Origin of the sequence: Hymenobacter rubidus, from assembly GCF_016734815.1 — a bacterium.
Taxonomy (GTDB): Bacteria; Bacteroidota; Bacteroidia; order Cytophagales; family Hymenobacteraceae; genus Hymenobacter; species Hymenobacter rubidus.
In genome coordinates this window covers 113,734-127,757 of record NZ_JAERQF010000006.1, presented here as the reverse complement: position 1 = coordinate 127,757, position 14,024 = coordinate 113,734, and the positions used below count along the sequence as shown (strand labels likewise).

The 14,024-nt window shown below is 60.9% G+C and carries 12 protein-coding genes; 8 read left to right on the top strand and 4 right to left on the bottom strand.

Translation table 11 applies throughout. From position 1 onward, the window contains the following. Positions 1–96 precede the first annotated feature (96 nt). Entirely contained in the window at positions 97–1,131 is a 1,035-nt protein-coding gene (gene murB, locus JKL48_RS06585) for a UDP-N-acetylmuramate dehydrogenase (protein WP_201980275.1), read from the bottom strand. A 325-nt stretch (positions 1,132–1,456) separates the two neighbouring features. On the opposite strand from murB, the gene JKL48_RS06580 reads away from it, so the two are divergent. After that, on the top strand, positions 1,457–2,002 hold the full coding sequence (locus JKL48_RS06580) for an RNA 2'-phosphotransferase (protein WP_201980265.1): 546 nt from the start codon (positions 1,457–1,459) through the stop codon (positions 2,000–2,002). 142 nt (positions 2,003–2,144) lie between these two features. Here the strand turns inward: JKL48_RS06580 and JKL48_RS06575 are convergent, their stop codons facing one another. Continuing rightward, positions 2,145–2,702, bottom strand: a complete 558-nt coding sequence (locus JKL48_RS06575) for a hypothetical protein (protein ID WP_201980262.1) — start codon at positions 2,700–2,702, stop codon at positions 2,145–2,147. 44 nt (positions 2,703–2,746) lie between these two features. Continuing rightward, positions 2,747–4,168, bottom strand: a complete 1,422-nt coding sequence (locus tag JKL48_RS06570; protein ID WP_201980259.1) for a sugar MFS transporter — start codon at positions 4,166–4,168, stop codon at positions 2,747–2,749. Between the two features lie 121 nt (positions 4,169–4,289). Between JKL48_RS06570 and JKL48_RS06565 the strand changes: the two genes are divergently transcribed. The 7 genes from JKL48_RS06565 to JKL48_RS06535 all read left to right on the top strand — a co-directional run bounded on the left by JKL48_RS06565 (position 4,290) and on the right by JKL48_RS06535 (position 12,671). Further along, entirely contained in the window at positions 4,290–5,471 is a 1,182-nt protein-coding gene (locus JKL48_RS06565) for a THUMP domain-containing class I SAM-dependent RNA methyltransferase (protein WP_201980256.1), read from the top strand. 142 nt (positions 5,472–5,613) lie between these two features. Continuing rightward, on the top strand, positions 5,614–8,340 hold the full coding sequence (gene recQ, locus JKL48_RS06560) for a DNA helicase RecQ (protein ID WP_201980254.1): 2,727 nt from the start codon (positions 5,614–5,616) through the stop codon (positions 8,338–8,340). Between the two features lie 88 nt (positions 8,341–8,428). Then, on the top strand, positions 8,429–9,103 hold the full coding sequence (locus tag JKL48_RS06555; RefSeq protein WP_201980251.1) for a DUF2306 domain-containing protein: 675 nt from the start codon (positions 8,429–8,431) through the stop codon (positions 9,101–9,103). Then, positions 9,100–10,008: a hypothetical protein gene (locus JKL48_RS06550; RefSeq protein WP_201980249.1), complete on the top strand. Its 909-nt coding sequence runs from the start codon at positions 9,100–9,102 to the stop codon at positions 10,006–10,008. The genes JKL48_RS06555 and JKL48_RS06550 overlap by 4 nt, the downstream gene beginning before the upstream one ends. A 90-nt stretch (positions 10,009–10,098) precedes the next feature. Then, a complete protein-coding gene (locus tag JKL48_RS06545; RefSeq protein ID WP_201980247.1) occupies positions 10,099–10,893 on the top strand; it encodes a hypothetical protein in 795 nt (264 codons plus the stop codon). Between the two features lie 117 nt (positions 10,894–11,010). Further along, a complete protein-coding gene (locus JKL48_RS06540; RefSeq protein WP_201980245.1) occupies positions 11,011–11,820 on the top strand; it encodes a helix-turn-helix domain-containing protein in 810 nt (269 codons plus the stop codon). 128 nt (positions 11,821–11,948) lie between these two features. After that, a complete protein-coding gene (locus JKL48_RS06535; protein WP_201980242.1) occupies positions 11,949–12,671 on the top strand; it encodes a pirin family protein in 723 nt (240 codons plus the stop codon). Positions 12,672–13,048: 377 nt separating this feature from the next. Here the strand turns inward: JKL48_RS06535 and JKL48_RS06530 are convergent, their stop codons facing one another. After that, on the bottom strand, positions 13,049–13,954 hold the full coding sequence (locus JKL48_RS06530) for a hypothetical protein (protein ID WP_201980228.1): 906 nt from the start codon (positions 13,952–13,954) through the stop codon (positions 13,049–13,051). Positions 13,955–14,024: the final 70 nt, after the last annotated feature.

Here is a 14,024-nt window from a genome sequence, read left to right as displayed (position 1 = left end):
CCGATAAAAGAGGCAATATTGCAAAGTTCGGGACAAACGCTACAGTTTCTGGCATTAACAGCAATAAAATTACGGTTAACCCTCAGTCCTAACAAATCATAAAATATTAACTTCCGGGTGAAGCTCGACTGCGAACTGCTGCCTGACGGAAGCAATTATTTCCTCGGCTAGCTGGCGCACTTCGCTGCCGGTGGCACCGCCGTGGTTCACCAATACCAGGGCCTGGCGGGCGTGCACGCCGTGGGTGCCCGCGCCGGGGCCACGCCGCAGCCCCTTCCAGCCGGCCCGCTCGATGAGCCAGCCGGCGGGCACCTTCACGCCGCCGGGCACGGGGTAGCCGGGCAGGTCGGGGTACTGGCTTTTGAGCTGGTCAAAGCGGGCCTGCGAGATTTCGGGGTTCTTAAAAAAAGAGCCCGCGTTGCCGATTTCGGCCGGGTCAGGCAGCTTCGAGCGGCGAATGTGGATGACGGCCCGGCTCACCTCCTGCGGCGTGGGCTCGCCTTCGATGCCCAACTCGGCCAGGGTTTCGGAGATGGCGCCGTAGCGCACGTTGGGCCGGGCCTGGCGGTGCAGGCACAGCACCACGGCCGTGACCACAAACTGGCCCTTGAGCACATTTTTGAACACGCTTTCGCGGTAGCCAAACCCGCACTCGCCGGCCGTGAACACGCGCAGCGCGCCGGTGCTGATTTCGACGGCTTCGAGGTGCTCGAAGGTGTCGCGCAGCTCGGCCCCGTAGGCCCCAATGTTCTGCAGCGGGGCGGCGCCCACCGTGCCGGGAATGAGCGAGAGGTTTTCAATGCCGCTCAGGCCTTGGTCGAGGCTATACTCGACGAGGCCGTGCCAGCTTTCGCCGGCCCCGGCGCGCACCAGGGCGGTCTGGGTGTCCGCGTCTTCGGAGATAATTTCCAGCCCGCGAATCTCATTCTTGAGCACTACGCCGCTGAAATCCTGAGTAAAAAGCAAGTTGGAGCCGCCGCCGAGAATGAGCTTTTCAGCACGCTGCACCTCAGGCAGCTGCAGCAACTTGCGCAACTCATCGGCCGAGGCGAAGCGGGCAAAGTACCGAGCCTGCACGTCGAGGCCAAAGGTGTTGTAGGGGCGGAGGGAGACGTTTTCTTCGAGAAGCATGCCGCAAAGGTATCGGTGGCTGCGCGAGGCTTGCTGTCGGATGTGATGCGAGCCATTGATTTGGCCAGTTGAATTTGTGCCGAAGAAACGGCTGTTGTACGGCTGGCCAAACGGTTGTGCCTCTTGATTGAATTTTTGTGCTGCGCCAAGGGGTTTTGTGCTCCGATTTCGAACTTTATGCTGTTCCGGGTGTCTTTGCCAGCCGGTTTACTTCGATTTCAAGGTGAATGGCCCCGATTTGCAGTGTATGAGAAGCGGAGAGGGCCTTTGGGTTTTGCGCGATGAGATTAAAAGTTAAGGTAGAAATGTTTGCCATCTTTAGCCCATGGACTCCAAGCAAATGACCCGGCTCAGCAAGTTTCTCAGCCTGCACCTGCGGCACCGCCCCGACGCCCTCGGCCTGACGCTGCAGGCAGGCGGCTGGGTGAAGGTGGCCGACTTGCTGGCCGCTTGTGCGGAGCACAGCACGCCCATTAGCTTGCCCCAACTGACCGAAATCGTGAAAGGCAACGACAAGCAGCGCTTCGCCTTCGATGCCACGGGCACCCGCATTCGCGCCCAGCAAGGCCACAGCGTCGAAGTCGATTTGCAACTGACGCCCGCCGGACCGCCGGCCGTGCTCTACCACGGCACCGCCCCAGCGGCACTGCCCGCCATCCGGCGCGAGGGTTTGCACAAAATGAAGCGCCACCACGTGCACCTTTCGCCCGACGAAGAAACCGCCCGCCGCGTGGGGGCCCGCCGCGGCCAGCCCCACATCCTGACCGTGCATGCCGCCGCCATGCACGCCGCCGGCATCGTTTTCTATGAGTCCGGCAATGGCGTGTGGCTGGTGGATGCCGTGCCCCCGCAGTACCTGGGCGGGCTGTAGCGCAGCCTTGCAGTCAACCGCGGAGGGGCAAGGCTGCGTGAACTGTTCGAAATAAAAAGCGGGACCTGCAACGTAACTCGCTGCAGGTCCCGCTTTTTTAATGGCTATTGCCAGAGTCTGGTTGACAACTAAGCCGACTGCCTCACTTCGGATTGGCCGTCACGTTGAAACGCGAGTCGGCCCGCACGGTCGTGTTCTGGCTCAGGCCCAACTGCGTCAGTTCGACGGTGGTGAACAGGGTGTAGTTGCCGTTGCGCAGGTACTTGTCCAGTTTCTGGCCCGAGGGCGTCAACTCGATGGTGGTTTGGCCGGTGGGCACGGGGTTGAGCGAGGCCAGCGGCACCTTGTCGGAGCCCGTCGCATCAGAAGCAATCGAGATGCTGATGCTTTTCACGAAGTTGAAGTTCTGGCCGGCCGGGTCGGTCACGGTTAGCGCCAGGCGGTCGAGGGTGACGTCCTTGATGTACTCAGCCGCCGAATTGTTACTTTGAAAAGTGCTGTTCGACGAAGAACTGACCGTGACGCCCGGCAAGCTGAGGACCGGCGCGGGCAGCGGAGGCGGCACCGGCCCCGTGGCCGGCAACTGGAAGGAAGTGGAGTCGTTGACCTGGAAGGTGAGCAGGCCGGCAATTTTCTCGCAGGCAACGGTGCCTAATAGAAGCACCAGAAGAAAGGTGGATAAAAACAACGATTTTTTCATGGATAACGCCGCCGCTCGGATGATGCGCGAAGCCGCGGTCGCTTTTAACGCACCCGGTACCCGCTTAGTGCATAAAACAGCAAATACAGATAGCACAGCGCCGGTACCACAAACGCCACCCGCAGCCCGCCGCCGTGCGTAGCCAGCCAGCCCATGAGCGGCGGAATGAGCGCCCCGCCCACAATGGCCATAATCAAATAGGAAGAGCCTTGCTTGGTGAATGGCCCGAGTCCGGTAATTGCCAACGGGAAAATGACGGGCCACATAATGGAGTTCATCAGTCCGCAGAGCACGATGAGCCAGAGCGCGGTTTCGCCGGTGCTCAGGATGCTCGCGCCCACCAGCGCCGTGCCAGCGGCGCACACCGCCACCAGCAGCACGCGGTTGTGGAACTTTAGCAGCAGCGGAATGCCCACCACCCGGCCCACCAGCGAGCCAAACCAGTACGACGACACCAGCACCGCGCCCACCGCCTTGGTGAAGCCCGCCGCCGTATCAATCGGGGCCGGCTGCTGGCCGAAGAGCACGCCCACGTAGTTGGTGGCCACGTTCAGCCCGCGCACCAGGCTTTGCGTGAAGCTGGAAAGCTGCGTGATGCCCTGGGCCTCGCCGTAGCGAATCAGGAACGAGCCCAGGCCAACTTCCACGCCCACGTACACGAAAATGGCCGCGATGCCCAGCACCAGGTGCGGGAACTGTAGAGCGCTTGTGCGATGGGTGACTTTCAACTGGCCATCTTCATTCCATTCGGCACCTCGCACCGCTTCTGAAGGAATACCCTCAATGTCGGGCAGCTTCACTAGGAAGAAAAACACCGCCGCCAGCACCATCAGGAATACAGCCAGACCTATATAAGGTCCTTTCACCAGCTGCGATTCCTCGGCCAGTCGCTCGCTCAGCGGCAAGGCCGCCAGTCGGGCCTTGAGGGCCACCGAGCCGCCAAACAGCACCAGCGCGCCCACCAGCGGCGAGAGGCTGCCGCCGAAGTTGTTGGCCACGCCCACCACGCTCACCCGCGCCGCCGCGCCGCGTGCCGGGCCCAGGATGCTCACGTAGGGGTTGGCCGCCACTTGCAGCAGCGTGATGCCCGCGCCCAGCGTGGCCAGCGCCGTGAGAAACAGCGCAAACGCCCGCGAGTCGGCCGCCGGGATGAAGAGCAGCGCGCCACCCGCCATCACCAGCAAGCCCACCACAATGCCGCGCTGGTAGCCCAGCTTCTTCAGCACCCAGCCGGCCGGGAGCGACATCAGGAAATAAGCCCCAAAAAAGGCCGACTGCACCGCCGAGGACTGCAAATCGGTGAGCTGGCACACGTCCTTGAGGTAGGGCATGAGCACGTCGTTGAAGTTGGTGACGGCGCCGAACAGAAAGAACAGCGTGGTCATCAGCAGCATCGGCCCGGTATAGGAGCGGGCAGGGGCGGCAGTAGCAACGGAGGGAGCGGAGGAAGAAGGAGCGAGGGCCATACGGCGAAGATAGAAGCCGCAAGAACTTGTACCCCGAATTTTCAATTCGGCCGGGGAGGTCGTTCCGGCGGCCGAATTGAAAATTCGGGGTACAAGTTCTGCGCCCGACCTTTGCGGGACTATGCACCTCACCGCCACCACCCAGTTCGGCCTGGAAGAACTGCTCGCCGACGAGCTTTACGCCCTCGGGGCCGACATCACGCACGTGGGCTCCCGCGCCGTGGAGTTCATCGGCGACCACCGCCTGCTGTACGAAGCGGCGCTGTGGAGCCGCTTGTCCATGCGCCTGCTGCGCCCTTTCGCCGCCCTCTACGCGCCCGATGAAAAGGCCCTGTACCGCGAAGTAAGCCGCATCGACTGGCAGGATTTCATCGGTCCCGGCCAAACCTTCGCCATCACGCCCGTGGTGAACCGCTCCACCTTCGAGCACTCGCTCTTCGTGGCCCAGCTCACCAAAGACGCCATCGTGGACCAGTTCCGGGCCCGCACCGGCGAGCGGCCCAGCATCGACACCCGCCAGCCCGACATCCGCCTGCACCTGCGCATGACGGAAAACGAAGTCATCCTCAGCCTCGACGCGGCCGGCGACTCCCTGCACCGCCGCGGCTACCGCCAGCACACCAACGAAGCGCCCCTGAACGAGGTGCTGGCCGCCGGCCTGGTCCTGCTCTCGGGCTGGGACGGCAAAAAGCCGCTCATCGACCCCATGTGCGGCTCGGCCACCATCCTCACCGAGGCCGGCCTCATCAGCCAGCGCATCGCGCCCGGCCTGTTTCACCAGGGCAAGTTTGGCTTCGAAAACTGGTACGACTTCGACCCTCAGCTCTGGGAGCAGGTGCGCGAAGAAGCCAAAGCCCAGCGCCTCGAAGAGCCCCAAGCCTACCTCGCCGGCTCCGACCTCGACCCGAAAACCATCGACATGGCGGCCGCCAACATCACCGCCGCCGGCCTGGAAGACTGCATCCGCCTCTCGGTGCGCGACGTGAAAGACGCTGCCGCACCCGCCAAAGAAGAGCCCGGCATCGTGCTCACCAACCCGCCCTACGGCGAGCGGATAGGGGAAGAGGCCCAGATGGCCGCTTTGTACAAGACGATTGGGGATTCGCTGAAGTCGAATTTCCAAGGGTATAATGCGTTTGTGTTTACCGGTAATCTGGAAGCGGCCAAAAGCATCGGGCTGAAGCCGGCGCGGCGGACGCCGCTGTTTAACGGGCCAATTGACTGCCGGCTGCTGAAGTACGAGCTGTACCGCGGGAGCCGGCGGGAACCCCGGACGGCGCAGCCGGAAAACCTCACCCCCTGACCCCCTCTCCAAAAAAGAGGGGGCACCGGTTCGTGAGGACGATTCCATCACTGTGTTGATTGGGAGCAAGTCCGGTGCCCCCTCTTTTTTGGAGAGGGGGTCAGGGGGTGAGGTTGACGCCAGGCAGTGCTATCTTCCATTTATGGAAACCCCGCCCAAGCTCAGCGGCCCGCAAGAGTACATCTATACCACCGACAGACTTGCTTGGGAAAAGCGCCTTAAAGCCTACGCCCGCGAAAACCGCAAAGCCCCCACTCCAGCCGAAAACAAGCTTTGGCAGGAATTGCGAGGCTCGAAGCGAGGCCTGAAATTCCGTCGCCAGCACGCCATCGGCTTTTTTATTGTCGATTTCATCTGCGTTTCCGCCAAGCTGATTATCGAGCTCGACGGCGAAATTCACCTCACCCCGGAGCAGGCCGAATACGACGCCGGCCGTACCTTCACACTAACGGAATTAGGATACCGCGAACTGCGTTTCACCAACCAGCAAGTGCTAACCAGCTTAGACGAAGTCTTAGCCACCATAGCTCATTTCCTGAAAGCAAACTACCCAGAACCACCATCTGGCTCCCCCTCTTTTTTGGAGAGGGGGCCGGGGGGTGAGGTTACCCCGAACAACATGCCCGAACTAGCCACCGCTGCGCCCCTCATGCAAGCCGCCCAACAGGCCCTGAAACGGTACTACGGCTACGACAATTTCCGCCCCATGCAGGGCGACATCATCCAGAACATTCTCGGCGGGCGCGACACCGTGGTGCTCATGCCCACGGGCGGCGGCAAATCAGTCTGCTTCCAGATTCCGGCGGTGGTGAGCGAGGGCACCTGCGTGGTCGTCTCGCCCCTCATTGCCCTAATGAAGGACCAGGTGGAAGCCTTGAAAGCCAACGGCATCGCGGCGGCCTACATCAACAGCAGCGTGGGCCAGAGCGAGTCGAACGACATCGCCCGGGCGGCCGTGAGCGGGCACCTCAAGCTGCTCTATGTGTCGCCGGAGAAGCTGCTGAGCGACGGGTTTCTGCAGTTTCTGAACCGGGTCAATATCAGCCTCTTCGCCATCGACGAAGCGCACTGTATTTCGAGCTGGGGCCACGATTTTCGGCCCGAGTACACCCAACTGGGCCAGTTGCGGAACCACTTCCCCAACACGCCCATCATTGCCCTCACGGCCACGGCCGACCGCCTCACCAAGCGCGACATCATCACCCAGCTCAACATGCGCGAGCCCCGGGTGTTCCTCTCCAGCTTCGACCGGCCCAACATCAACCTGATTGTGCGCGGCGGTCAGGGCCGGGTGGAGAGCATGCTCGACTACATCGGCCGCCACCCGCAGGACCCCGGCATCATCTACTGCCTCTCGCGCAAAACCTGCGAAACCATCGCCGCCAAGCTCAAGGCCAAGGGCGTGAAGGCCGGGCATTACCACGCCGGCATGACGCCCAACCAGCGCGGCGCCGTGCAGGAAGCCTTTTTGCAGGACGATTTGCAGGTCATCGTGGCCACCATCGCCTTCGGCATGGGCATCGACAAGAGCAACGTGCGTTGGGTGATGCACTACAATCTGCCGAAAAATATCGAGGGCTACTACCAGGAAATCGGCCGGGCCGGGCGCGACGGGGCGCCCAGCACCGCCATCCTGTTCTACAGCTTCGCCGACGTGATGCAGATGCGCGAGATGGTGACCAAGGACGTGCCCGCGCGCCAGGCCCAGCTCAACACCGCCAAGCTGGAGCGCATGCAGCAATTTGCCGAAGCTGCCAGCTGCCGCCGCAAAATTCTGCTCAACTACTTCTCCGAAACCCTGCAGGAAGAGTGCGGCAACTGCGACATCTGCCGCAACCCGCCCACGACTTTTGACGGCACCCTCATTGCCCAGAAAGCCTTGTCGGCCGTATTCCGCAGCCGCGAGAAAGTGGCCATCAACCTGCTGATTGACATCCTGCGCGGCATGCGCAACCAAGCCGTGCTGCAAGGCGGCTACGACCAGATTAGAACCTACGGCGCGGGCAACGACCTGCCCTACCTCGACTGGTACAGCTACATCCACCAGATGCTAAATGACGGCCTGTTCTACATCGCCTACGAGGAAGGCTACGCCCTGAAAATCACCGAGCGCGGCCACCAGGTGCTCAAAGGTCAGCTCACGCTGCCGCTGCGCAAGTTCCAGCCCAGCGAGAAGACCGAAAAGCCCACCCGCGCCAGCAAGAAAGCCGCCAACGCCGCCTCCACGGCCACCGCGGGCACGCCCGAGGCGCAGCTCTTCGACAAGCTGCGCCGCTTGCGCAAAGCCATTGCCGACGAGCAGGGCGTACCGCCCTACGTGGTATTCTCCGACGCCACGCTGCAGGAAATGGCGGCCGAGCGGCCCGTGAGCCGCGTGGGCATGCTGGGCATTTCGGGCGTGGGCATGAAGAAGTTCGAGACCTACGGCGAAGCCTTCATCAAGCTCATCATCGAGCACGGCGGCGGAGGGTACGTGCCTTCCGACTCGGACAGCATGTTCAACGAGCCGGCCCGCCCGCGCCTGGCCGCGGCCGATAAAACGGCGTCCGCCGACAAGCCCGTGAGCGACTCCGAGGACGCTACCGTGCAGTTCCACCAGATGGGCCTCACCCCGGAGGATATTTCGGAGCGCCGCGGCCTGGCCCTGAGCACCGTGAAAACGCACCTCTACACTGCCTATGCCAAGGGCCGCGAGCTGCGCATCCAAGACTTCGTGAGCGACTCCGAGCTGGCCGAAATCCTCACCGCCCGCGCCCAGCTTGGCAACGACGCTTCGTTGCGCGACCTGTTCGACCACCTACGCGAGAAGTACGACTACTTCCAGCTGCGCATGGCCGGGCTGTACCACAAGCGTCTGCGCGGGCAGTAATGTCTGCTTTCAATAAAATGAGAAAGCTCGCCGTTACGCATGGCGAGCTTTTTTATTTGTAGGTTTCCGCCCGAAACTGCTGCGCTTCATGCCTCGAAAAATTCTTCTATTTCTGGTCGTTGCACTCATCGCCGCCTTCGCGGGCCTGATGCTCACCAAAACGCTGCCCTACTACACCTTCGAGAAGGGCATTAACTTCCTCACCACCAAGAGCGACGAAACCAACGACAACCCGGTGTTCCGCCTCGGGTTCTACGTGCACATCACCACCAGTCTCGTGGTGTTGGTGCTGGGGCTGCTTCAATTTTTACCGTTTCTGGCGCGGCGGGGGCCGGGTCTGCATCGGCAGTTGGGCAAGGGCTACGTCATTGGCATTCTGGCGCTGGCGGCGCCGTCGGGCCTCATCCTGGCGCGCTTTGCCAACGGCGGGCTGGCGGCGCAGGTCGGCTTCACGCTGCAATGCCTGGTGTGGTGGCTCTGCACCTGGAAGGCCTACCGCGCCGCCCGCCAGCGCCAGTGGCCCCTGCACGTCGACTGGATGCTGCGCTCCTACGCCGTGACGCTGGCCGCCCTGGCCCTGCGCGGCGAAAGCTACATCATGTATTACGTGTTCGAAACCAAGCCGATTGAGACGTACCTAACGGTGACGTGGCTGTCGTGGGTGGGCAATTTGATACTGGTCGAATTACTGCTGGAAGCGGGGCTGGGGCGGTATTTCCTGCGCGAGTTTATGCCGGAGCTTCGCGCTAAATTGGCGGCATGAAATCTTCTCTTATGGTCCTGGTGCTGGTTGTGGCGGGCACCGCTTGCCAGCCCCAAACGCCGCCCTTACAAACGATTACCGGCCAATCCATCGATGTGGCCCCAGCTAATACTGTTTCCACAAGCCCCGATGGGAAACTCACCCCTGCAATCTGGGCGCTGCTGCAGCGCTGCGATTTTTCGTCGCTGTTGCAAACGGTGCGCACCGGTACCGCTCGATACAATTCCCACGTCCAGAATGGTTTCTTCGGCTCCAATCACTACCGCATTGAAATGGTGCTGACCGAAGTCCGCCGCGACTCGGTGCAGCCCACTGTGTACTACCTGCGTGGAAAAGACCGATATCAGGGTGTTATTACCCCGTTCGCGGGCACCGTCACCATAACGCACCTGTTCAGCCAGCCACGCTATTCTGCCCAGCAAATAGCCGAAGTGAAAGCAGAGTTCGGCGAAGAGCTGCGCAACGAAGCTGATATGTACAGCGCCCTCGGCGACTTTGAGTTGCGGGAGGATAAAACCCGACGCGGGAATGGCATTTTCCGGGGCCGCTTAGCAATTGATTGGGCCTTGCAAAAGGACGGTTCGGTGGAATTGTCAATGCGCAACGGCCAAGCTGCTTCACAGGGGGGCGAAATAAAGTACGAAGGCAGGTGGACCAGCGCTGCTACCCACCGCACGCGCCCCGTCGTTTGGGTCGAAAATCTGGTGTCGTATGTTGAGTCGCAGCACGTTCTCGATGAGTTTAATATTGGTGAGCGGGAAGTAGTTATCAACCCAAAGTACGCCCATCTTGGCTGGAACACCTATTGGGAAAACGACGAGTGGTGGGCTGATTCCGCAAGTGCAGCACGGCCACAATCGGTGGCGACTTCATCTGCAGTGCCAGTACACACTATACTAAAATAGCCGACGCTGCCGTTGAGAAATAGTAAGCGCCGTCTTGCAATATAGCTGGCCTCCAATGCCCATTTTTCTTTCAGGTATATGCGGTATTTTTTGCTTCTTACAACTCCCACGCTGCTGTTGGGCAGCCCCCAGCCCCAGCGCTTGCCGTCCTTCGCCGGAGCCGTTACTGCGCCGGTAACCCCGCTGGCAGCGCCCGGCGCGGTGCTCTCCAATGCCTCGCGGAATACCCTGTTGGCCCAAGCCAACTTGGGCCGGCTCTGGCAGCACCAAGCCCAAAGCGGCACCGAGGACGTGCTCAACGGCTGCTTCGGCTACGATGGGCAGCGGCTCGAATTCGTGTTTACCAGCGTGCAGGCCGATGCCAAAAATCCGGGGCGGTACCTGGTGGGCGGAAAATTTCGCTGCTACGGCGACGTGACACCGTTTCGGGGCAGCATCGAGGTGCAGCAGGTGCAACGCCTGCCCGCCGAGGTGAAAGTGTACGACAACAACGGCATTTCGCCCGTGCCCACGTACTGCGCCACGGGCAGCTTTGCCCTGCAAGCCACCAACTCCCACGGGCTGGGCGGGCAGTTCAGCGGCCGGCTGGCCCTCGATTTCCAGGTAGGACCCAGCAAACGGGCCTACTTGGTAGAGAACACCACCAACCCCGCCACGCGCAACGGCGGCTTGCTTTTCGAAGGCGTCTGGCGTGAGCAGGCGGCCGCCACCACCACCGTGCCCGCTCTCTGGAAACAGGGCATCGCCGTGACGCAGCAGGTGCTTTCCCGCTTCGAGATAGGCGGCCGCAATGTGGAAATTAACCCCAAATACACCCGCGTGGGCTGGAATAACTTCTGGAAAAACGACGAATGGTGGGTTGAAAAACAAGTAGCTCGACGCTAAAGTGGTGGGCAGAAAATTATTAGCTAAGTGAATTAGTAACTTCGCGCTTGCGTTGCTAACTTCACCAGCCGAATTAGCGTTACAAACAGCGCAATTCCTGGCTGCTGCCCCCTCCCGATGATTAACACCAACCTCAAGTTTTGCCGGCGCGAGCTCGCCCTCACGCAAGCCCAGATGGCCGACAAGCTCGGCATCAAACGCTCTCTGGTGGGCGCCTACGAAGAAGGCCGCGCCGAGCCCCGCCTCGCCACCTTAGTCAACATGGCCCGGCTGTTCGGCATCACGCTCGACCAGCTGGTTACCACCGACTTTAGTAAGAAAAAGAATACCAAAATCATCGGCTCGCTGCCCGCGCCCGAGTCCGACGACCAGCCCGAGCCGCCCACACCCGCGGGTGGCAAGCTCCGCGTGCTGGCCTTCACAGTGGACCAAGACCAGAACGAGAACATCGAGCTGGTGCCCCAAAAGGCCGCCGCTGGCTACCTCAACGGCTACGCCGACCGCGAGTACCTGGAGGTGCTGCCCAAGTTTCGCCTGCCCATGCTCTCGCAAACGGGCACGTACCGCGCCTTCGAAATTGCCGGCGATTCCATGCTGCCCATTGCCAGCGGCACCGTCATTGTGGGCCGCTACGTCGAAGACTGGTCCACCATTAAGGACGGCACGCCCTGCATCGTGGTAAGCAGCCGCGACGGCATTGTGTTCAAGCGCGTGTTCAACAAGCTGCGCTCCGGCGCCATGTTCGTGCTGCACTCCGACAACCCCAATTTTTCGCCTTACGACGTGAAAGTGGACGACGTGCTGGAAATATGGGAAGCCAAAAGCTACATCAGCAGCACGTTCCCCATCGCCGAGTTGTCGCTGGAGCGCGTGGCCAGCCTCGTGCTCGACCTGCAGCAGCAGGTGGCGCTTCTTAGAAAGGCGTAGCTCAATCAGGCCGTTTTGTCTCAAAAGCCCTTCCACGGCAGTGGAAGGGCTTTGCTGCTGGCGGCAGTGCCAACTTCTGGGGCGAAGTCCGCGTATGGGGTGCACCCCATTTCTCTAGTTTCGCTCTCATGCTTAAGTACATTTCATCGGCCGACCGCCACCACGCCGCGCCCGCCTCCTGGCTCAGCAGCTACTTCCTGTTTTCCTTTGCCGATTATTTCGACCGGGAGAACATGCATTTCGGTCCGTTGCGCGTTTTCAACGACGACAGCGTAGCGCCCCAATCGGGTTTTCCGCAGCACCCGCACTCCGAAATGGAAATCGTCACGCTGGTGCTCGAAGGCGAAATCACGCACCAGGACACGATGGGCAATAAAACCACCATCAAGGCCGGCGAGGTGCAGCGCATGACCGCCGGCACCGGCCTGGCCCATTCCGAATTCAACCGCCAGGACAAACCCCTGCACCTCTACCAGCTCTGGTTTATTCCGGGCCAAAAGGGCCTGGCGCCCAGCTACGAGCAGAAGGATTTGGGCTTCACCAGCGGCAACAAAAACGAGCTGGTGCCCCTCGTAACCGGCCAGAAAGTGCTGGAAGACGTGGTGTACATGAATTCCAACAGCACCGTGTACTGGTCCAATCTGAGCGAAGGCAAAGAAATTGAATTCAAAACGTTTCCCATCCGGCTCACTTTTATCTACGTGAAGGAGGGCACGATTTTCGTCAACGGTACCGAGCTGGGCCCCAACGACCAGGCCCGCATGACGGGCGACGATGTGGTCCAGATTCGCGCTGCGAAAGATGCCCAGTTCATCCTGATTGACTTGCCTTCGGCGGAGTCCAATTATTAAAAAATCCTGACCCAATGGACACAAAAAAAGCAGGAGAGCCTCCTGCTTTTTTTGAAGCTGTTTCGGAAGGGTGTCGTTTGCCGGTCCGCCGCCGTAGGCGTCCGACCGGTCGTCGGTCACCGGCCGTTGGCGCCTCGTTCGGGCGGCCACCGGTCGGACGCCTACGCCGTCGGACCGGGCGGAACCGACTGCCTAAACAACCTCTTACAGCCGTTTCGAAGTCCGTGTACGTGCGGTCAGTAGCGCGAACTGTGTAGTTCGCGTGCCAGAACGAGCTAGCGGCGCGGGGACGCGAACGACAAAATTCGCGCTACTCTACACCAACCCCGACACCGCGCTAGTGTCCGGAATAAATAGATGCGGACGGAACGTGCAAGCTAAAAATTGTACGTAACGCCGGCCGAATACCCCGTCGACTGGCCTACGTTGCGACCGGCCACGTAGGTGCTGGCGCCCAGCGTCAGGCCGAAGCCCTTGGCAATGGGCCGGTAGGCACTGAAACCCAGCCGGATGTAATTGACGCGCGTGGCGGGAAAAAACCCATTGAAATCCTGTTCCGAAATGTCGGTGCCGCCGTTGGATTCCTGAAACGAGGCATAGCCTTCGAAGTAATTTTTGGGGCCGGCATAGCCCAGTTTGGCTTCGCCGATGAGGGCATGCGGCACCAGGCCGGTGCGCAGGCTGTAGCCAACCTGGCCCGTGGCAAATACCCCGGAGGCAGTTTTGAGGTGAGCCACACCAACCGCCGAATACTTGGTGGCACGGTTGCCAATGGCGATGATGTAGCCGTAGCCGGTATTGGTTTCGTAGTTGCTCACGGGCGTGCTAAAGCTGACCACACCCAGCAAATCGAGGATGCTGCTCCCGATTTCGCGGGAAAAGGACTTGAACTTGAGCAGCGCCGTCACGTCCTGGAAGCCCTGGCGGGAGTTGGTGAAGCCGGCCGTGGGTTGGAGCAGGTTGAGGTCGGCGATGGTGGTAGCGCCGGCCCGGCCCATGGACCGGATGTAGGGCAGGCTGACCACGGCGTCAATTTTATCGGTCAGGCCGTAGGTGGCGTACAGGTTCAGGGAGTTGACGCGCACTTCGTGAAAAATGGGCACGCCATTGATTTTTTCGGGAGCCAGGTACACGTCGTCGTACCGTTCGGTGGTGCCCGAAACGACCACCGACCCGTGGCCTTTGCCCGCCATAAAGCCTCCAACCAAGCTCTGGGCCCGCACCGAGGTAACTGCGCTGGCAAACGCGACTGTAGCCAAAATAAGCGAGGAAAGTTTACTCATACATAGGGAAAATTCGATTCGAGAAATAGCTTTAGCAAAAGCTGCTTGCCCCACTGCCCAAAAGTGGTTG